This window comes from Mycobacterium sp. NGS69 (assembly GCF_059812165.1).
The window spans coordinates 310,595-329,076 of the sequence record NZ_JCALCD010000002.1; the positions used below are offsets into that span (position 1 = coordinate 310,595).

An 18,482-nucleotide genomic window follows, 5' to 3' on the forward strand; every position below is an offset into this window, starting at 1 on the left:
TTCGCGATGGCGGTGAAAGCGACGCAGCGCGCGCCATGGCGCGCGGTGGTGCAGCGCGGATTGGACACCGCCGCCGACGTTTCCGGCTTCGTGGCCCAAAAGATCAGCGCCGCAACCGATCCGCGGGCCCGGCTGCTGCGCCGTCGTAGACGGGCGCTGCGCTGGGGCGTGATTTTCGGCGTCGGCTGCCTGTTTTGGATCGTGGTGACCGGGGTGCTGGCGGCGTGGGGCTGGTTCGTGTTGCTGCTGCAGATCACCGGCGCCATCGCGGTGGTACTGGCGATTCCGGCGACGCTGCTGCTGCTCCGCTACCGTTGGCTGCGCGCGGAGCCGCTGCCGGCGCAGCGGCCCGCCAACACCCGCCGGCTGCCGCCGCCCGGTTCCGCCGCCCGGCCCGCGATGTACGCGCTGGGCGCCTCCGAGCGGGGGTTCTTCTCGCTGCTGGGGGTGATCGAACGCGGCGCCATGCTGCCGGCCGACGAGATCGGTGATTTGACCGCCGCGGCCCGCAAGACGTCGGCGGCGATGGCGGCCACCGCCGCCGAGGTGGTGTCGATGGAGCGCGCGGCGCAGTACGCCGAGTCGTCGCAGCCGTACCTGGCGCCCACCATCAACGCGTACACCGCGCAGCTGAGCGCCGGCGTGCGCCAGTACAACGAAATGGTCACCGCCGCAGCACAATTGGTTTCGTCGGCGAACGGCGACACCGGGGCCGCCCCGACGCAGCAGCGTTACCGCGACGAGCTGGTGGGCGCGACCGATCGCCTGCTCGGGTGGGCGCAGGCGTTCGACGAGCTGGGCGGGTTGCCCCGGCGCTAGTCGGGTCGCGGTCCGTAGCGCTCGATGTACGCCTGGTGGATGTGGGCGTCGCGCTTGCGGGCCAGCTCGTCGACGAGCTCGGGGTCCAGGCCGTGCACCGCCAGCATGTGACGGCGCCACACCTTGTTGAGTGCGTGCGAAAAGTACACGAACGGAATGAGAATCGGCAGCGTCATGCTCAGGTGGACGTCCAGCGTCGTCGGGATCAACCAGAACGGCGCCAGCACCAGGACCGCCGGAACCGCGACGCGAAGCATCATCCGGCGGGTTGCTCCCTTGCCGGCCAAGTCGTTTCGTACCCAGTCGCGCATCGAATCGGGCAGCCGCGCGCCCGCACAATACCGGACGAGTTGCCACGCGTTCGGCCTGCTGCGGGCCGCGCCGTCGCCCATCGTCAGAACGAGGCCTTCAGCGAGGGCACGACCAGCGCCGCCACGCCACGCAGCGTCGCCTTGAACATGTCGAAGAAGTCGAAGTAGTCCCGCCACAGCGTGATTCGCCCGTCGTGCACCTCGAAGACGCCGCAGACCCAGAACTGCAGCCGCAGCGGGCCGACGATCAGCGCGTCGGTGCGTTCGGTGAGCACCGCGGCGCCGTCGGCGGCGATGCGGTGGATCTTGACCTCGAACGCCCCGCGGCCCTCCATCGCGCGGAACAGCTTGATCGCCCGGGCGCGGCCGCGGATCGTCGGCAGGCCGACATTCTCGTAGACGAGGTTGTCGTCCAGCGCGGCCTCGGCGGCCTCCAGGTCCGAATCTTGAAGCGCGTTCAGGAAACCCTCGACCGTGCGGGTGTTCGCGACGCCTGTGTCAGTCAGCTCGGTCATGGCCGCCAGCCTATTCGACCGCGGTTATGCGTGGCGGCCCGGCGCTGTGGCAGGGTGGGGTCGATGCGCATCGCCGTCGTTGCCGGGCCGGATCCCGGGCACTCGTTCCCCGCGATCGCGCTGTGCCAACGGTTCGCCGAGGCGGGCGACGAGCCCGTCCTGTTCACCGGAGCGGAATGGACCGGCGCCGCCCGCGCGGCCGGCATCGAGGCCGCCGAGTTGGACGGGCTGACGGCCACCGACGAGGACCTCGACGCCGGGGCCCGAATCCACCGGCGTGCGGCGCGGATGGCCGTGCTCAACGTGCCGGCGCTGCGCGAGCTGGCGCCCGACCTGGTGGTCTCGGACGTCATCACCGCGGGCGGCGGGATGGCCGCCGAGCTGTCGGGGATCCCGTGGATCGAGCTCAACCCGCATCCGCTGTACCTGCCGTCGAAGGGCTTACCGCCGATCGGCAGCGGGCTCGCGCCCGGCACCGGCTTTCGCGGCCGGCTGCGCGACGCCACCATGCGGGCGCTGACGGGGCGGTCCTGGCGCGCCGGCATCAAGCAGCGCGCCGCCGCCCGGCTCGAGATCGGGCTGCCCGCCGTCGACCCCGGCCCCCTGCGGCGCCTCATCGCCACGCTGCCGGCGCTGGAGGTGCCGCGCCCGGACTGGCCGGAGGAGGCCGTCGTCGTGGGGCCGTTGCACTTCGAGCCCACCGACCGGGTGCTCGAGGTCCCGCCCGGCAAAGGGCCGGTGGTGGTGGTCGCGCCGTCGACCGCGTCGACCGGCACGTCGGGCCTGGCCGAAACCGCGCTGGAATGCCTGATACCCGGGGAGACGCTGCCCGCGGGATCGCGCCTGGTGGTCTCGCGGCTGGGCGGGGCCCAGTTGACGCTGCCGCCGTACGCGGTGGCCGGGCTGGGGCGCCAGTCGGACCTGTTGACGCACGCCGACCTGATGATCTGCGGCGGCGGTCACGGGATCGTGGCCAAGACGCTGCTGGCCGGCGTGCCGCTCGTCGTGGTTCCCGGCGGCGGGGACCAGTGGGAGATGGCGAACCGGGTGGCGCGCCAGGGGAGCGGACGGCTGATCCGGCCGCTGACCCCCGACGCGCTGGTCGCCGCGGTCGGCGAGGTGCTGTCGGCGCCCGGCTACCGCGAGGCGGCGCGGCAGGCCGCAGCCGGTGTCGCCGACGTCGCCGACCCGGTGCGGGTGTGCCACCAGGCGCTGGCGCTTGCCGGGTAGCGGCTCTGGGTATGTTGGCGGGCGTGCGGCTGACGGAGTTCAACGAGCGGGTTGTGTTGCGGTTCGGGTCCACCTACGGGGCGTCGGTGCTGGCGGATCACGTGCTGACCGGGTTCGGCGGCCGCACCGCCGCCCAGGCGATCGAGGACGGGGTCGACCCGCGCGACGTCTGGCGCGCCCTGTGCGTCGACTTCGACGTGCCGCGCGATCAGTGGTGAGCTCTCGAGTGTGAGCTGGTGGCTTTGAGTGTGAGCTGATGGCGCGATTCGGGGCCGGTTTTCCGCCCTGGATACACACTGAAAGCCCAGGCTGCACACTCATTTCCGCCCGGTCCGCCGGTCCCGCCGAAACACGCAATCGCCGCACACGGACCGCCCCGGCACGCGGTAGAACAGGCAGCAGCTGTGGCGCCGGAACCCGAGATGCGGGCCGCTGACCACGCCGGAGCCGGCCAGCATGCCGCTGTCCAGCAACGACTCCGTCATCGCGACGATCGAGGGCCGCAGGTCCGGGCGCGCGACGAGCAGCGCCCGGGACGCCCCGACCAGCGCGGACGCGATGTTGCCGGCCAGCAGGGCGGGAGCCAGCTTGACGCGCAATCCCGCGGCGAACGGGTTCATGTGCCCTTTGACCACCATGCGGTACAGCGACTTCGCCGACGGACGGTCGACCGCTCGGCCGATGGGCTCGGGGATCCGCAGCTGCGCCCCGTCATCGGCGCGCTGCAGGTCCTTGAGGTCCGGGACGACGCCATGGCCCAACGCGCACGCCAGCACGGGCGACCACAACCGGGTGGCGTGGCCGAGGTGCACCAGCGAGGCGGCGATCCGCAGGTCCGACGTGTGGTACCGCCGCGCGGTGGCGTCGATCAGATCGGCGAAACCGTCGGCGTAGGACTGCCTGACCGGATGCCACCCGGCCGCGTCACCACCGACCGTGAACGTGAAAAACCTTTTGTAGGAAGATATTTCGGCCAGCTCAGCAGAAATGTCCATGCGCAACCAATCCTCTTAAGGGGAAATCCGCCCCAGTTCTGGTGAGGAAGCGCTGACGGTGAGTATCTGGCTCTCGGGTCGGGGCATGCCCGTCCCGGTCACAGTGGCGGGACCGCACCGGATTCGCACCGGTTTCCTCAGGTTGTCAGCCCCGTCAGCGCCTTTCGGTAGCAAATGTTGCCACACGCCGTTCGCCGCGCCCGGCGTGTCTCCTTGAATCGAACACGTGTTCGGCTACTGTGGTGAGCGTTCGGAGACTTGTCGGACCCCGCGCCTAGGGTCACGGCCAACCGACCGATACCGGTCACCGACACACCGACGATAGGAAGAGGCATCATGGCGCAAGCCCCCGACCGCGAGAAGGCCCTCGAGCTGGCGATGGCCCAGATCGAGAAGAGCTACGGCAAAGGTTCGGTGATGCGTCTCGGCGACGAGACGCGTCAACCGATCTCGATCATCCCGACCGGATCCATCGCACTGGACGTGGCCCTGGGCATCGGCGGCCTGCCCCGGGGCCGGGTGGTGGAGATCTACGGCCCGGAGTCCTCGGGTAAAACCACCGTCGCACTGCACGCCGTGGCAAACGCCCAGGCCGCCGGCGGCGTCGCGGCGTTCATCGACGCCGAGCACGCGCTGGACCCGGATTACGCCAAGAAGCTCGGCGTCGACACCGATTCGCTGCTGGTCAGCCAGCCCGACACCGGGGAGCAGGCCCTGGAGATCGCCGACATGCTGATCCGTTCCGGCGCGCTGGACATCCTGGTCATCGACTCGGTGGCCGCGCTGGTGCCGCGCGCGGAGCTCGAAGGCGAGATGGGCGACAGCCATGTCGGCCTGCAGGCCCGGCTGATGAGCCAGGCGCTGCGGAAAATGACCGGTGCGCTCAACAACTCGGGAACCACCGCGATCTTCATCAACCAGCTCCGCGAGAAGATCGGCGTGATGTTCGGCAGCCCCGAAACCACCACGGGTGGGAAGGCTTTGAAGTTCTACGCGTCGGTGCGCATGGACGTGCGCCGGATCGAGACGCTCAAGGACGGCACCGACGCGGTCGGCAACCGCACCCGGGTCAAGGTCGTCAAGAACAAGGTGGCGCCGCCGTTCAAGCAGGCCGAGTTCGACATCCTCTACGGCAGGGGCATCAGCCGGGAGGGCTCGCTGATCGACATGGGCGTGGACCAGGGCTTCATCCGCAAGTCCGGTTCCTGGTTCACCTACGAGGGCGAACAGCTCGGCCAGGGCAAAGAGAACGTCCGAAACTTCTTGGTGGAGAACGCCGACATCGCCAACGAGATCGAGAAGAAGATCAAGGAAAAGCTCGGCATTGGTGCGGTGGTGACCGATGACCCCTCCGGCGATGTCCTCCCCGCTCCCGTCGACTTCTGAACCCTCCCGCGAGGAGCAGGCGCGGGCGCTGTGCCTGCGCCTGCTCACCGCGAGATCGCGCACCCGCGCCGAGCTGTCCGGTCAGCTGGCCAAGCGCGGATACCCCGACGACGTGCGGGAGCGCGTGCTCGACCGGCTGGCCGCAGTGGGGCTGGTCGACGACGCCGACTTCGCAGCGCAGTGGGTGCAGTCCCGGCACGCCCACGCGGGAAAGAGCAAGCGCGCCCTGGCCGCCGAGCTGCGTACCAAGGGCGTCGACAACGAGGTGATCAGCACCGCGCTGGGCGGGATCGACGCCGGCGCCGAGCGGGACCGCGCCGAGCAGCTGGTGCGGGCCAAGTTGCGGCGGGAGACGCTGAGCGACGACGACGAGCGCGTGACTCGCCGGCTGGTGGGGATGCTGGCGCGCCGCGGCTACGGCCAGAACCTGGCGTGCGAGGTCGTGCTCGCCGAACTGGCCGCCGAACGGGAGCGCAGGCGGGTCTAATAGCTGCGGGTTAATTCCGTCCGCCCCGGCCGCCGTACCATGGCCCCGTGACGTCGACGCTGGCCCCCGCGCGCACCTACCAGGTGCGCACCTACGGCTGCCAGATGAACGTCCACGACTCCGAGCGGCTGGCGGGCCTGCTGGAAGCCGCCGGCTACCGGCGGGCGGCAGACGGTGCCGACGCCGACGTGGTGGTCTTCAACACCTGCGCGGTCCGGGAGAACGCCGACAACAAGCTGTACGGCAACCTCAGCCACCTGGCGCCGCGAAAGCGCGGCAACCCCGACATGCAGATCGCCGTCGGGGGCTGCCTGGCCCAAAAGGACCGCGACGCGCTGCTGCGCAAGGCGCCCTGGGTGGACGTCGTCTTCGGCACGCACAACATCGGGTCGCTGCCGACGCTGCTCGACCGCGCCCGCCACAACAAGGTCGCGCAGGTGGAGATCGCCGAGGCGCTGCAGCAGTTCCCGTCGTCGCTGCCGAGCGCCCGCGAATCCGCCTACGCCGCTTGGGTTTCCATCTCCGTCGGATGCAACAACACCTGCACGTTCTGCATCGTGCCTTCGCTGCGCGGCAAGGAGGTCGACCGCGGCCCGGCCGACATCCTCGCCGAGGTGCAATCGCTGGTGGACGACGGCGTGCTGGAAATCACCCTGCTGGGCCAGAACGTCAACGCCTACGGCGTTTCCTTCGCCGACCCGACGCTGCCGCGCGATCGCGGCGCCTTCGCCGAGTTGCTGCGGGCCTGCGGGCGCATCGACGGGCTGGAGCGCGTGCGGTTCACCTCGCCGCACCCGGCCGAGTTCACCGACGACGTCATCGAGGCGATGGCGCAGACACCCAACGTGTGTCCGGCCCTGCACATGCCGCTGCAGTCGGGATCGGACCGGGTGCTGCGCGCGATGCGCCGCTCGTACCGCGCCGATCGGTACCTGGGCATCATCGAGCGCGTGCGGGCAGCCATGCCCCACGCGGCGATCACCACGGACCTGATCGTCGGGTTTCCCGGCGAGACCGAAGAGGACTTCGCCGCCACCCTCGACGTCGTGCGCCGGGCCCGCTTCGCGGCGGCGTTCACCTTCCAGTACTCCAAGCGGCCCGGCACCCCCGCCGCCGAGTTCGACGGGCAGCTACCGAAAGCTGTTGTGCAGGAACGCTACGAGCGGTTGGTCGAGGTGCAGGAGCAGATCTCGCTGGAAGGCAATCGCGCGCTGATCGGGCAGACCGTCGAATTGCTGGTCGCCACCGGCGAAGGGCGCAAGGACGCCCGCACGGCGCGCATGACCGGCCGCGCGCGCGACGGCCGACTGGTGCACTTCGCGTCGAACGATGCGGTGCGCCCCGGCGACATCGTCACCGCGGAAGTCACCGGGGCCGCGCCCCACCACCTCATCGCCGACGCCGGCATCCTGGCCCACCGCCGCACCCGGGCCGGCGACGCCCACGCCGCCGGCCGGCGCCCGCGCACGATCGGCCTGGGCATGCCGGCCGTCGGCCCCGACTCCGAACCGCTCGAACCCCTGGGATGCACCCGATGAAGAAAGAACACACCGACATCGACGCGCTGCGGACCGAAATCGAGGCGGCCGAACGCCGGGTGGCCGGCGAGATCGAGCCCGGCCCAAGGGCTTTGGTGGTCGCGATCCTGGTCTTCGTGCTGCTGGGCTCGTTCATCCTGCCGCACACCGGGCACGTGCGCGGATGGGACGTGCTGTTCTCCAGCCACGGCGCCGGCGCCGCCGCGGTGGCCCTGCCGTCGCGCGTGTTCGCCTGGCTGGCGCTGGTATTCGGCGTGGGCTTTTCGATGCTGGCGCTGATGACGCGGCGCTGGGCGCTGGCGTGGATCGCGCTGGCGGGCTCGGCGATCGCGTCCGGCGCGGGCCTGTTGGCCATCTGGTCGCGCCAGACCGTCACCGCCGGGCATCCCGGCCCGGGTGTGGGGCTGATCGTCGCGTGGATCACCGTGATGGTGTTGACGTTTCACTGGGCCCGGTTGGTCTGGGCGCGCACAATCGTGCACCTGGCCGCCGAGGAGCAGCGGCGCCGGGTCGGCGCCGAGCAGCAGTCGATGACCCTGCTGGACACCCTCGACAAAGCCGACGACCCCGACACCGGGATGCCGCCGAAGCCCGCGGGCTAGGACCGGCGCGTCAGCGCCTCGGCGGCCGCGTCGGCCCACTGCCGCCACTGTTCGGCGTTGGCGCTGGCCTCGTCGGCTTCCTTGGTCCGCCCGGCCGCCGCGGCCTTCTGGGCCTGCTGTTCGTATTGCTCGGCGCGGGTGCGGAACTGCTCGGCGCGGGCCTGCGCCTGTGGGTCGGACCAATCCGCGTCGCCGGCGTCGCGCACCTTCTTCTCCACCGCGCGCAGGCGGCGCTCCAGCTCGGCGGAGCGTTCCCGCGGCACCTTTCCGATGGCGTCCCACTTGTCGGCGATGGACCGCAGCGCCGCCCGGGCCGCGTCGAGGTTGTCGGTGTCGATCTTCTCCGCCTCCGCCAGCAGCGCCTCCTTGGCGGTGGCGTTGGCGCGGAATTCGGCGTCCTTTTCCGCCGTCGCGGCGTTGCGGGCGGTGAAGAAGCAGTCCTGGGCCGCCTTGAAGCGCCGCCACAGGGCATCGTCGACTTCCCTGGTCGCCCGCCCGGCCGCCTTCCACTCGGTGAGCAGCTTGCGGAACTCGGCGCTGGTGGCGGTCCAGTCCGTCGAATCGGACAGCTCCTCGGCGCGCTCGCAGAGCCGCTCCTTGGACTGCCGGACCCCCGACCGCTCCCGGTCCAGCTCGGCGAAATGGGATCCGCGCCGCCGGTTGAAGGTGTCCCGCGCGGCCGAATAGCGCTTCCACAGCGCGTCGTCGACCTTGCGGTCCAGGCCGGTGATCGTCTTCCACTCGTCGAGGATGGCGCGCAGCCGGTCGCCGGCGGCCTTCCACTGCGTCGCGTTGGCGGCCAGGTCCTCGGCCTCGGCGGCCAGGGCCTCCTTGCGGGCGGTCTGGGCGGCCCGGTGCTCCTCGCGCTTCGAGCGGCCCTCGGCGATGGTCACGTCGGCGTGCTCGACGAGGCCGGCCAACCGGGCCGCGAGCCCGTCGACGTCGCCCAGGACGCTCGCGGTCGGCAACGTCTCGGACAGCGCGGACGCGTGCGTCCTGATCTTGCGGGCGTCCCCGCTGCCCGACGCCAGCCGCTCCTCCATCAGGGTGACTTCGGTGGCCAGGTCGTCGAAGCGCCGGCCGAAGTGGGCGAAGGCGGCCTCGCGGTCGCCGGCCTGCCAGGAGCCGACGATGCGCTCGCCGGCCGCGCTGATGAGCCAGACGGTGCCGTCGTCGTCGACGCGCCCGAACCGGTGCGGATCGCTGGCCGGATGAGCGGCCACCGCGGCGGGCCGCGGCCCCGTGCTCACCGGCCGGGGTCCGGGACGCGGACCCGGGCGCGGCACCGGCTTGGGAAAGGCGTTGCTGCCGGGCTCTTCGGACGTCATGCGCTCGTCACCAACCCTTCTGCAACCTTCGCGCGGTGGTGTGCCGCGCGCCTGCCGCGCGTGGCGGCTCCCTGACGCTCTTGACCGGTTCCAACAGTATTCAAGCAGCTTGGCGGGCGAAGCGCGCCTACTGTTTTGGCGCCGCCCGGTCATCGCCCGCGTCGGCTAGCTTCGCAAGTGCCGCGGCGGGCCCGCGCACCACCCCCTCGGGCGGGCGATAACGGTTCGATTCCACCGGCGCTGCGGCCATTTGGCGGCGGCGCCCGGACCGGTACCGTGACCCCAAGCCGATGTCGTTATCGCGATGGCCGAAGCGCGAATTCTCCCGGGGTTTTTCCGCAGGTGCCGCGCGGTGCAACGACGGATCGCCGGGGTTCGTTGGGATCGAGACCCCGGCGTGCCCCACTACAGTGGTCGTTGAACTGTTAGGGAACGGCACGTGTACATACAGCTTTCGGGCGGAACGCTGGTGAGGGGTCCCCATGACGAAAGTTGACGCCGCCGCGCTGATCGCGTTGTGCGCCGCGCTGGCCTCGGCGGTCGGCGATGTGATCCGGCAGCGATCCGCGCACGAGATCACCGACGAGGAGGTCGGCCACCTCGAGCTGTTCCGCATGTCGTTGCGCGACAGGCGGTGGTGGCTCGGCGGCCTGGCGGCGATCACCAACTACAGCCTGCAGGCCGGCGCGCTGGCCTGGGGGTCGGTGGTCCTGGTGACGTCGCTGCAGGTGACCGCGCTGCTGTTCGCGCTGCCGATCTACGCGCGCCTGACCAAACAACGCGTGACCCGCTGGGAGTGGGTCTGGGCGATGGTGCTGGCCGCGGCGTTGGCGGTGGTGATCATCGTCGGCGACCCGACGGCCGGCAACCAGCGGGCGCCGCTGTCGACGTGGCTCATCGTGGCCGCGGTGATGGGCCCCACGCTGGTGGCGTGCGTGCTGGCGGCGCGGGTCTTCAGGGGGCGTCCGGTCGCGGCAGTGCTGCTGGCCGTGGTCGCGGGATCCTCGCTGGCGCTGTTCGCGGTGCTGACCAAGGGCGTCGTCGAGGTGGCCGAGGAGGGTCCGGGCGCGGTGCTGACCGCGCCGGAGTTCTATCCGTGGCTGGCAACCGCCCTGTGCGGAATGGTGTTTCAGCAGTCCGCCTTCCGCGCGGGCGCGCTGACGGCGTCGTTGCCGACGATGACGGTGTGTAAGCCGGTGGTGGCGGGCGTGCTCGGGGTCACGGTGCTCGGCGAGACGCTGTACACCGAGGGCCCCGCCGCGTTCGTGCTGGTGTCGGCGGTGGCGTTGGTGATCATCGCGACGGTCGCCCTGGCACGGGGGGAGGCCGCCTCGATCGCGGCGGAGGCCGGGCGAGACGTCGTCGAGGCGCAAGAGGCGTTGGCCGCGCACGACGCCCCGCCGCCGGCGGCGGAGAGCAGCCCGACGGTCACGTAACACCTCGTTAGTGTGGTGGCGTGCTGAGCGCCATCGCGATCGTTCCCGCTGCGCCGGTGCTCGTTCCCGAGCTGGCCGGAGCGGCCGCCGCCGAGGTGGCCGACCTGACCTCGGCGGCGCTGGCCGCGGCCGCGTTGTTGCCACCGCGCTGGGTCGCGATCGGAACCGGCCGGGCCGACGAGGTCGCCGGCCCCGAATCCAGCGGCACCTTCGCCGGCTTCGGTGTGGACGTGCCGGTTCGGCTGTCCCCGCAGGCGCGCCGGCCCGCCGACTTGCCCGTGTGCGCGCTGCTGGCCGGCTGGGTGCGCGGCCAGGCCCAGCCCGACGCCGCCGCGCAGGTTCGCGTCTACCGCCACGACCACGACGCCGACACCGCGCTGGCCCGAGGCGCGCAGCTGCGCGCGGAGATCGACCGGGACCCCGATCCCGTCGGCGTCCTGGTGGTGGCCGACGGCGCGAACACGCTGACACCGGCCGCCCCCGGCGGCCATCACCCGGAGGACGCCGCCGCGCAACTGGCCCTGGACGACGCGCTGGCCAACGGCGACGCCGCCGCGCTGGCCGGGCTGCCGCCGCAAATCCTCGGGCGGGTCGCGTTCGGAGTGTTGGCCGGCCTCACCGGTCTGGGGCCGCGGTCGGCCAAAGAGCTCTACCGGGGTGCGCCGTACGGCGTGGGCTATTTCGCCGGTTTCTGGCAGCCATGAGCCGGCCGCTCGCGATCCTCGGGCCCACCGGGACGGGCAAGTCGCAGCTGGGCTTGGACGTCGCCGAGCGGGTCGGCGGCGAGATCGTCAACGCCGACGCCATGCAGCTGTACCGCGGCATGGACATCGGCACCGCCAAGCTGCCCGCCGAGGAGCGCCGCGGAATTCCCCACCATCAGCTCGACGTCCTGCACGTCACCGAGACGGCCACCGTCGCGCGCTATCAGCGCGACGCCGCCGCGGACATCGAGGCGATCGCCGCCCGGGGCGCGGTTCCGGTGGTCGTCGGCGGCTCGATGCTCTACCTGCAATCGCTGCTCGACGACTGGTCGTTCCCGGCCACCGACCCCGAGGTGCGGGCCCGGTGGGAACGCCGGCTCGCCGAGGTGGGGGTGGGGGAGCTGCACGCCGAGCTGGCCCGCCGCGACCCGGCGGCGGCCGCGGCGATCCTGCCGACCGACGGCCGGCGCACCGTGCGCGCCCTGGAGGTCGTCGAGCTCACCGGGCAGCCGTATGCCGCCTCGGCGCCGCGCATCGGCTCCCCGCGCTGGGACACCGCAATCATCGGATTAGATTGCGACACAACGCTTCTGGACGAGAGATTGGCCCGCCGCACCGACGCGATGTTCGAGCGGGGCCTGGTCGACGAGGTCCGCGGCCTGCTGGGCGACGGCCTGCGCGACGGGGTCACCGCCTCGCGCGCCCTGGGCTATGCGCAGGTGCTGGCGGCGCTCGACGCCGGCGGCTCAGAAGAACAGCTGCGCGACGCGCGCGAGCAGACGTTCGTGGGCACCCGGCGCTACGTGCGACGGCAGCGGTCCTGGTTCCGCCGGGACCACCGGGTGCACTGGCTGGACGCCGACGGCACCGGGCTCGTCGACGCCGCGTTGCGCGCCTGGCGGCAAGTACCCTGATCTTCGTGTACTTCGCCAAGGGCCACGGCACGCAGAACGACTTCCTGCTGCTGCCCGACCTCGACGCCGGGCTGACGCTGTCCGCCGCCCGGGTGGCCGCGCTGTGCGACCGGCGCCGCGGGCTGGGCGCCGACGGGGTGCTGCGCATCACCACCGCGGGCGCCGCGCTGGCAACCGGCGTGCTCGAGCGCCTGCCCGACGGCGTCGCCGCCGGCGACTGGTACATGGACTACCGCAACGCCGACGGGTCGACCGCGCAGATTTGCGGCAACGGGGTGCGGGTGTTCGCGCACTACCTGCGGGCCGCCGGCCTGGAATCCCGCGACGAGTTCGTCGTCGGGTCGCTGGCCGGCGCGCGCCCGGTCACCCTGCATCACGCCGGCGACACGAACGCCGACGTGACCGTCGACATGGGCAAGGCCAACCGGCTCGGCGCCGGCGAGGCCGTCATCGGCGGCCGGCGGTTCTCGGGCCTGGCGGTCGACGTCGGCAACCCGCACCTGGCCTGCGTCGACCCGCAGCTCGACGCCGACGCGCTGGCGGCGCTCGACGTCGGCGCGCCGGTGCAGTTCGACCGCGCCCAGTTCCCCGACGGGGTCAACGTCGAGGTCCTCACCGCGCCCGTCGGGGGACTCGTCCAGATGCGCGTCCACGAGCGCGGGGTGGGCGAGACCCGCTCGTGCGGCACCGGAACGGTCGCGGCCGCCGTCGCCGCGCTGGTCGACGGCGGCGCCGACACCGGGACGCTAACCGTGCGGGTGCCCGGCGGCGACGTCGTCGTCACCGTCACCGACGCCACCAGCTACTTGCGCGGCCCGTCGGTGCTGGTGGCCCGCGGTGAGATCAGCGAGGAATGGTGGCGCGCCCAGGCGCGTTAAATCAGGTGCGCCGCACCGATTTAGCGGGCACTATTGCTAATTGCCTATGACGAATCCCGAAACTCCCTTTCACGATCAGCCGGATCTCGAGCCCAGTGCGGGCGAACTCGCCCTCGAAGACCGATCGGCGCTGCGCCGGGTCGCCGGGCTGTCCACCGAACTCGCCGACGTCTCCGAGGTCGAGTACCGCCAGTTGCGCCTCGAGCGCGTCGTGTTGGTCGGCGTGTGGACCGAGGGCAGCGCCGCCGACAACCAGGCCAGCATGGCCGAGCTGGCGGCGCTTGCCGAGACCGCCGGCTCGCAGGTGCTCGAGGGCCTGATTCAGCGCCGCGACCGGCCCGACCCGTCGACCTACATCGGGTCCGGCAAGGCCGCCGAGCTGCGCGAGGTGGTCCTGGCGACCGGCGCCGACACCGTCATCTGCGACGGCGAGCTGTCTCCGGCGCAGCTGACGGCGCTGGAAAAGGCCGTCAAGGTCAAGGTCATCGATCGCACCGCGCTGATCCTGGACATCTTCGCCCAGCACGCCACCAGCCGGGAGGGCAAGGCCCAGGTGTCGCTGGCCCAGATGGAGTACATGCTGCCCCGGCTGCGCGGCTGGGGTGAGTCGATGTCACGGCAGGCCGGCGGCCGCGCCGGCGGCAGCGGCGGCGGCGTGGGGCTGCGCGGTCCCGGTGAGACCAAGATCGAGACCGACCGCCGCCGCATCCGCGAACGGATGAGCAAGCTGCGCCGCGAGATCAAGGACATGAAGCAGGCCCGCGACACCCAGCGCAGCCGCCGGCTGGCGAGCGACGTCCCGTCGATCGCGATCGTCGGATACACCAACGCCGGCAAATCCAGCCTGCTCAACGCGCTGACCGGGGCCGGGGTGCTGGTGCAGGACGCGCTGTTCGCCACCCTCGAACCCACCACCCGGCGCGCCGAACTGGCGGACGGCCGGCCCGCGGTGCTCACGGACACCGTCGGCTTCGTGCGGCACCTGCCCACCCAGCTGGTCGAGGCGTTCCGCTCGACCCTGGAGGAGGTCGTCGACGCCGACCTGCTGGTGCACGTGGTGGACGGGTCCGACGTCAACCCGATCGCCCAGATCAATGCGGTCCGCCAGGTGATCTCGGAAGTCGTCGCCGACCATCATGGCGACACGCCGCCCGAGCTGCTGGTGGTCAACAAGGTGGACGCCGCGAGCGACCTGACGCTGGCCAAGCTTCGGCACGCGCTGCCCGGGGCGGTGTTCGTGTCCGCGCACACCGGCGACGGCATCGACGACCTGCGGCGGCGGATCACCGAACTGGCGGCCCCCACCGACACCGCCGTCGACGTCGTGATCCCGTACGACCGGGGCGACCTGGTCGCCCGGCTGCACGCCGGCGGGCGCGTCCAGCAGGAGGAGCACAACGCCGACGGCACCCGCATCCGCGCCCGCGTTCCCGTCGCGCTGGCCGCCAGCCTGCGCGAGTTCTCCGCCGACTAGGCCGCCACCTGCGCGCCGAGACCGCACCGGGCGCCGACCAACCGGCTGGTTGGTATATCTTGGGCGGCAGAGTCCCATCGGAGGTCAGCGGAGGTCATCCATGAGCGGTGCCATCAAGTACGAGCGCACTCTTTTCGAGCCCGAGCACGATTTGTTCCGCGAGTCCTACCGCGCGTTCCTCGATCGCCACGTGGCGCCCTACCACGACGAATGGGAGAAGGCGAAGATCGTCGACCGCGGCGTGTGGCTCGAGGCCGGCAAGCAGGGCTTCCTGGGGATGGCCGTGCCCGAGGAATACGGCGGCGGCGGCAACCCCGACTTCCGCTACAACACGATCATCACCGAGGAGACCACCCTCGGGCGCTACAGCGGGATCGGCTTCGGGCTACACAACGACATCATCGCGCCGTACCTGCTGAAGCTGGCCAACGAAGACCAGAAGCAGCGCTGGCTGCCCAAGTTCTGCACCGGGGAGATGATCACGGCGATCGCGATGACCGAGCCGGGAACGGGCAGCGACCTGCAGGGCATCAAGACCCGCGCCGTCAAGCAGGGCGATCACTACGTGCTGAACGGGTCAAAGACGTTCATTACCAACGGAATCAACTCCGACCTGGTGATCGTGGTCGCCCAGACCGATCCCGAGAAGGGCGCACAAGGTTTCAGCCTGCTCGCCGTCGAGCGCGGCATGGAGGGCTTCGAACGGGGCCGCCACCTGGACAAGATCGGCCTGGACGCGCAGGACACCGCCGAGCTGTCGTTCAGCGACGTCAAGGTGCCGGCCGAGAACCTGCTCGGCGAGGAAGGCATGGGGTTCATCTACCTCATGCAGAACCTGCCGCAGGAACGGATCAACATCGCGGTCATGGCCGCGGCGGCGATGGAAGGCGTGCTGGAGCAGACGCTGCAATACACCAAGGAGCGCAAGGCCTTTGGCAAGCCCATCGGCAGTTTCCAGAACAGCCGGTTCCTGCTCGCCGAGCTGGCCACCGAGGCCACCGTGGTGCGCATCATGGTCGACGAATTCGTCCGCCTGCACCTGGACGGGAAGCTGACGGCCGAGCAGGCCGCGATGGCCAAGTGGTATTCCACCGAGAAGCAGGTGCACCTGATCGACCGCTGCCTGCAGCTGCACGGCGGCTACGGCTACATGCGCGAATATCCCGTCGCGCGAGCCTATCTCGACGCCAGGGTGCAGACGATCTACGGGGGCACGACCGAGATCATGAAGGAGATCATCGGCCGCAGCCTCGGCGTCTGAGCAATCCGATTGCCGCGCAAGGACTACAGGCACGGGCGCCGGGGTGGCGCCCACGACGAATGGCTCAATTGGTCTATTGGCCGGGTAGATTGACCACCAGCTAACGGCCTCACGTACCGTCGGCACATGTGTTTCTCGTATACCGAGTGCGTAGTCACACATCGCCACGCGGGCGATCCCGGCGCCGGAAGCCGTGGTCGGTCGCGGTACGGGCATGGTCTCGCATCATTTCGACATCGGCGCGGTCTCCGTTTTCGCAATTTTTGTAATTTGACTTCGCATTTCTCCCCGGCAAGGGCAAAGTTATGCGAGCCCGGCGAAAACGCGGTTCGTCACGGGTCCGCAGGTGCGGCGTGGCCAGGTATACGGGCCTTGGAGGCTTGGTGAACGGGCAGAGAGGTCGAATGCGCAAGCTGATCGGGCGCGCGCTGGTCGGCGTGGCGACCACGGTGATGGCGGCCGCACTGCTGGCCCCCGCCGCTTCGGCGTCTCCGATCGGCGACGCGGAGGCCGCCATGATGGCCGCCTGGGAGAAGGCCGGCGGCGACACCTCACCGCTCGGCCCCCGCAAGGGCGACGTGTACCCCGCCGGCGACGGATTCGCGCTGGACTTCGACGGCGGCAAGATGTTCTACACCACCGACACCGGTGCCAAGTTCGTTTACGGGCCCATCCTGGACAAATACGAGTCGCTCGGCGGCCCCGCCGGCAGCGATCTGGGATTCCCCACTATCAACGAGGTGCCCGGCCTGGCCGGACCGGACAGCCGCGTGGCCACCTTCTCCGCCAGCGACAAGCCGGTGATCTTCTGGACGTCCGACCATGGCGCGTTCGTGGTGCGCGGCGCGCTGAACGCCGCCTGGGACAAGCTCGGCAGCTCCGGCGGTGTGCTCGGGGCGCCGGTCGGCGACGAAAGCTACGCCGGCGAGGTCACCTCCCAGAAGTTCAGCGGCGGCGAGATCTCCTGGAACCGGAAGTCCAAGGAGTTCACCACCAACCCGGCGGCGCTGGCCGACCAGCTCAAGGGCCTGCAGGTGGCCATCGATCCCAACGCGGCCATCAACATGGCCTGGCGCGCGGCCGGCGGGGCCGGCGGCCCGCTGGGCGCCAAGCAGGGCGGGTCGTATCCGATCGGCGGTGACGGGGTCGCCCAGAACTTCGCCGGCGGCAAGGTGTTCTTCAACCCGGCCACCGGCGCGAACGCACTCGAGACCGACATCCTCGCCAAGTACGAGTCGCTGGGCGGCCCCGCCGGCAGCGACCTCGGTTTCCCCACCGCCAACGAGGCCGACGGCGGCATCGGGCCGTCCAGCCGGATCGCCACGTTCGCCGCCGCCGACCGGCCGGTGATCTTCTGGACCTCCGATCACGGCGCGTTCGTCGTGCGCGGCGCGATGAAGGCCGCGTGGGACAAGCTGCGCGGGCCGAACGGCAAGCTGGGCGCCCCCGTCGGCGACCAGGCGGTGGACGGCGACGTGATTTCGCAGCAGTTCACCGGCGGCAAGATCTCCTGGAACCGGGCGAAGAACGCCTTCAGCACCGACCCGTCGAACCTGGCCCCCTTGCTGTCCGGCCTGCAGGTGTCCGGGCAGAACCAGCCGAGCACCGTGGCGATGCCCTCGCACGCGAAGAAGTTCACCTGGCAGTGGTGGTGGCTGCTCGCCGCGATCCCGGTGCTGGTGCTGATCCTGCTGGCGGTGCTGCTGGCCTTCGCCTGGCGCCGGCGTCGGCGTCGGCGCCGCGCCGGCGACACCGCAACCTACGAGCCCGAGCGCGACTTGGTCGCCGCCGGCTACGAGGCCCCCGCCGACGGGCACTGGGGCCACGACGACGCCGAGCTTTCCCCCGACTGCGCCCCGCTCGGCGCGGAGTCACTCGAGCATGAGCCGCCGGACGACGGCGGGCCGGCGCCGCGCGTCAGCTGGACCCGCGGGGCTGACGACGGGGCCTTCGATGAGGACGAGGACCCCGACGCGGTGGACACCGATTCCATCCCGCTCGTCTCGGGAGCCGCGCTGGCGGAGGCCGGCTACGACGACGTTCCCGAGGCGGAGGCCGGCTACCCCGAAGTCGCCGGCGAGGGTGCCGACTACCCGGGCACCGAATACGTGACCGGCTACGAGGAGGACGAGTACGCCGACCCCGGCTATCCGGACGTCGCGGTTCCGCGCACCCCTCCGGAGGCCGCGTACATCGACGACGTGCCGGTCGCCGGGGAACCGGACACCGACTACCTGGAAGCCGAACCCGAGGATGTCGACGCCGCCGGCGCCGCGGTGGCCGCCGAGGCGCTAGCCGCCGGCGCGGGCGCCCGAGTCGGGCGCCACCACGCGGAGACGGACGAGGAAGAGCCGCCGGAATCGGCCCCCGACGCGGCCGTCGGGGCGCCTGCCGCGCCTGCCGTCGGTGGGCGCCCGACGATCCACCTGCCGCTGGACGATCCCTATCAGGCGCCGGACGGTTACCCGATCAAGGCCAGCGCCCGTTCCGGGCTGTATTACACCCCGGGCAGCGCGCTCTACCACGACACGCTCGCCGAAATCTGGCTGGCCAGTGAGGAAGTCGCGCAGACCAACGGCTTCATCAAGGCCGACTGAGCAGGTC

General features: G+C 71.1%; 18 protein-coding genes and 1 riboswitch. Of the genes, 14 read left to right on the top strand and 4 right to left on the bottom strand.

Annotated elements, in window-relative coordinates; all coding sequences use genetic code 11:
* The first annotated feature begins 6 nt into the window (after nucleotides 1–6).
* Nucleotides 7–819: a phage shock envelope stress response protein PspM gene (gene pspM, locus AC5Y2S_RS06710; protein ID WP_499954850.1), complete on the top strand. Its 813-nt coding sequence runs from the start codon at nucleotides 7–9 to the stop codon at nucleotides 817–819.
* On the opposite strand, the gene AC5Y2S_RS06715 is transcribed toward pspM, so the two are convergent.
* Both AC5Y2S_RS06715 and AC5Y2S_RS06720 read right to left on the bottom strand, forming a co-directional pair.
* Entirely contained in the window at nucleotides 816–1,211 is a 396-nt protein-coding gene (locus AC5Y2S_RS06715; RefSeq protein ID WP_499954852.1) for a DUF5313 domain-containing protein, read from the bottom strand. The two genes, pspM and AC5Y2S_RS06715, sit on opposite strands and share 4 nt — an antisense overlap.
* Nucleotides 1,212–1,213: 2 nt before the next feature.
* Nucleotides 1,214–1,645, bottom strand: a complete 432-nt coding sequence (locus AC5Y2S_RS06720; protein ID WP_499902457.1) for a limonene-1,2-epoxide hydrolase — start codon at nucleotides 1,643–1,645, stop codon at nucleotides 1,214–1,216.
* A gap of 63 nt (nucleotides 1,646–1,708) precedes the next feature.
* Between AC5Y2S_RS06720 and AC5Y2S_RS06725 the strand changes: the two genes are divergently transcribed.
* Nucleotides 1,709–2,875, top strand: coding sequence for a glycosyltransferase (locus tag AC5Y2S_RS06725; protein ID WP_499954854.1), 1,167 nt, complete (start codon nucleotides 1,709–1,711; stop codon nucleotides 2,873–2,875).
* Nucleotides 2,876–2,898: 23 nt separating this feature from the next.
* Nucleotides 2,899–3,093 carry a DUF3046 domain-containing protein gene (locus tag AC5Y2S_RS06730; RefSeq protein WP_499902455.1) on the top strand — a complete coding sequence of 65 codons (195 nt, stop codon included), beginning with the start codon at nucleotides 2,899–2,901 and terminating at the stop codon, nucleotides 3,091–3,093.
* A gap of 99 nt (nucleotides 3,094–3,192) precedes the next feature.
* Here AC5Y2S_RS06730 and AC5Y2S_RS06735 read toward each other — a convergent pair whose 3' ends face one another.
* Entirely contained in the window at nucleotides 3,193–3,870 is a 678-nt protein-coding gene (locus AC5Y2S_RS06735) for a (2Fe-2S)-binding protein (RefSeq protein WP_499954856.1), read from the bottom strand.
* Nucleotides 3,871–3,910: 40 nt separating this feature from the next.
* Nucleotides 3,911–4,041: riboswitch (cobalamin riboswitch) on the bottom strand.
* Nucleotides 4,042–4,206: 165 nt separating this feature from the next.
* Here AC5Y2S_RS06735 and recA point away from each other — a divergent pair.
* Genes recA through AC5Y2S_RS06755 form a run of 4 tightly spaced genes read left to right on the top strand, consistent with a single transcriptional unit; the run spans nucleotide 4,207 to nucleotide 7,883 of the window.
* The gene (gene recA, locus AC5Y2S_RS06740) at nucleotides 4,207–5,256 is read left to right on the top strand and encodes a recombinase RecA (protein WP_499954858.1); all 1,050 of its coding nucleotides are present in this window, start codon (nucleotides 4,207–4,209) and stop codon (nucleotides 5,254–5,256) included.
* Complete coding sequence (gene recX, locus AC5Y2S_RS06745) at nucleotides 5,228–5,743, top strand: recombination regulator RecX (protein ID WP_499955669.1); 516 nt, start codon at nucleotides 5,228–5,230, stop codon at nucleotides 5,741–5,743. Before recA ends, recX begins: the two co-directional genes overlap by 29 nt.
* A 47-nt stretch (nucleotides 5,744–5,790) precedes the next feature.
* Nucleotides 5,791–7,281, top strand: coding sequence for a tRNA (N6-isopentenyl adenosine(37)-C2)-methylthiotransferase MiaB (gene miaB, locus AC5Y2S_RS06750; RefSeq protein WP_499954860.1), 1,491 nt, complete (start codon nucleotides 5,791–5,793; stop codon nucleotides 7,279–7,281).
* Complete coding sequence (locus AC5Y2S_RS06755) at nucleotides 7,269–7,883, top strand: Rv2732c family membrane protein (protein WP_499954862.1); 615 nt, start codon at nucleotides 7,269–7,271, stop codon at nucleotides 7,881–7,883. The genes miaB and AC5Y2S_RS06755 overlap by 13 nt, the downstream gene beginning before the upstream one ends.
* Here AC5Y2S_RS06755 and AC5Y2S_RS06760 read toward each other — a convergent pair.
* Nucleotides 7,880–9,211, bottom strand: coding sequence for a DUF349 domain-containing protein (locus AC5Y2S_RS06760; RefSeq protein ID WP_499954864.1), 1,332 nt, complete (start codon nucleotides 9,209–9,211; stop codon nucleotides 7,880–7,882). The two genes, AC5Y2S_RS06755 and AC5Y2S_RS06760, sit on opposite strands and share 4 nt — an antisense overlap.
* Nucleotides 9,212–9,693: 482 nt before the next feature.
* Here AC5Y2S_RS06760 and AC5Y2S_RS06765 point away from each other — a divergent pair, with 482 nt between their 5' ends.
* The 7 genes from AC5Y2S_RS06765 (at nucleotide 9,694) to AC5Y2S_RS06795 (ending at nucleotide 18,475) form a co-directional block, all read left to right on the top strand.
* On the top strand, nucleotides 9,694–10,647 hold the full coding sequence (locus tag AC5Y2S_RS06765) for a DMT family transporter (RefSeq protein WP_499954866.1): 954 nt from the start codon (nucleotides 9,694–9,696) through the stop codon (nucleotides 10,645–10,647).
* 20 nt (nucleotides 10,648–10,667) lie between these two features.
* A complete protein-coding gene (locus tag AC5Y2S_RS06770) occupies nucleotides 10,668–11,351 on the top strand; it encodes a class III extradiol ring-cleavage dioxygenase family protein (RefSeq protein WP_499954868.1) in 684 nt (227 codons plus the stop codon).
* The gene (miaA, locus tag AC5Y2S_RS06775; RefSeq protein ID WP_499954870.1) at nucleotides 11,348–12,265 is read left to right on the top strand and encodes a tRNA (adenosine(37)-N6)-dimethylallyltransferase MiaA; all 918 of its coding nucleotides are present in this window, start codon (nucleotides 11,348–11,350) and stop codon (nucleotides 12,263–12,265) included. The genes AC5Y2S_RS06770 and miaA overlap by 4 nt, the downstream gene beginning before the upstream one ends.
* Before the next feature lie 5 nt (nucleotides 12,266–12,270).
* Nucleotides 12,271–13,143 (top strand): diaminopimelate epimerase, encoded by an 873-nt coding sequence (gene dapF, locus AC5Y2S_RS06780; RefSeq protein WP_499954872.1) that lies wholly within the window; start codon nucleotides 12,271–12,273, stop codon nucleotides 13,141–13,143.
* Between the two features lie 46 nt (nucleotides 13,144–13,189).
* Complete coding sequence (gene hflX / locus AC5Y2S_RS06785; RefSeq protein WP_499954874.1) at nucleotides 13,190–14,617, top strand: GTPase HflX; 1,428 nt, start codon at nucleotides 13,190–13,192, stop codon at nucleotides 14,615–14,617.
* 100 nt (nucleotides 14,618–14,717) lie between these two features.
* On the top strand, nucleotides 14,718–15,878 hold the full coding sequence (locus tag AC5Y2S_RS06790) for an acyl-CoA dehydrogenase family protein (protein WP_499954876.1): 1,161 nt from the start codon (nucleotides 14,718–14,720) through the stop codon (nucleotides 15,876–15,878).
* Nucleotides 15,879–16,261: 383 nt separating this feature from the next.
* Entirely contained in the window at nucleotides 16,262–18,475 is a 2,214-nt protein-coding gene (locus tag AC5Y2S_RS06795) for an LGFP repeat-containing protein (RefSeq protein WP_499954878.1), read from the top strand.
* Nucleotides 18,476–18,482: the final 7 nt, after the last annotated feature.

Coding starts and splice junctions, on each gene's coding strand:
- pspM (WP_499954850.1), top strand. CDS start 7: ATGGCGGTGAAAGCGACGCAGCGCGCGCCATGGCGCGCGGTGGTGCAG.
- AC5Y2S_RS06715 (WP_499954852.1), bottom strand. CDS start 1,211: ATGGGCGACGGCGCGGCCCGCAGCAGGCCGAACGCGTGGCAACTCGTC.
- AC5Y2S_RS06720 (WP_499902457.1), bottom strand. CDS start 1,645: ATGACCGAGCTGACTGACACAGGCGTCGCGAACACCCGCACGGTCGAG.
- AC5Y2S_RS06725 (WP_499954854.1), top strand. CDS start 1,709: ATGCGCATCGCCGTCGTTGCCGGGCCGGATCCCGGGCACTCGTTCCCC.
- AC5Y2S_RS06735 (WP_499954856.1), bottom strand. CDS start 3,870: ATGGACATTTCTGCTGAGCTGGCCGAAATATCTTCCTACAAAAGGTTT.
- recA (WP_499954858.1), top strand. CDS start 4,207: ATGGCGCAAGCCCCCGACCGCGAGAAGGCCCTCGAGCTGGCGATGGCC.
- recX (WP_499955669.1), top strand. CDS start 5,228: ATGTCCTCCCCGCTCCCGTCGACTTCTGAACCCTCCCGCGAGGAGCAG.
- AC5Y2S_RS06755 (WP_499954862.1), top strand. CDS start 7,269: ATGCACCCGATGAAGAAAGAACACACCGACATCGACGCGCTGCGGACC.
- AC5Y2S_RS06760 (WP_499954864.1), bottom strand. CDS start 9,211: ATGACGTCCGAAGAGCCCGGCAGCAACGCCTTTCCCAAGCCGGTGCCG.
- AC5Y2S_RS06765 (WP_499954866.1), top strand. CDS start 9,694: ATGACGAAAGTTGACGCCGCCGCGCTGATCGCGTTGTGCGCCGCGCTG.
- miaA (WP_499954870.1), top strand. CDS start 11,348: ATGAGCCGGCCGCTCGCGATCCTCGGGCCCACCGGGACGGGCAAGTCG.
- hflX (WP_499954874.1), top strand. CDS start 13,190: ATGACGAATCCCGAAACTCCCTTTCACGATCAGCCGGATCTCGAGCCC.
- AC5Y2S_RS06790 (WP_499954876.1), top strand. CDS start 14,718: ATGAGCGGTGCCATCAAGTACGAGCGCACTCTTTTCGAGCCCGAGCAC.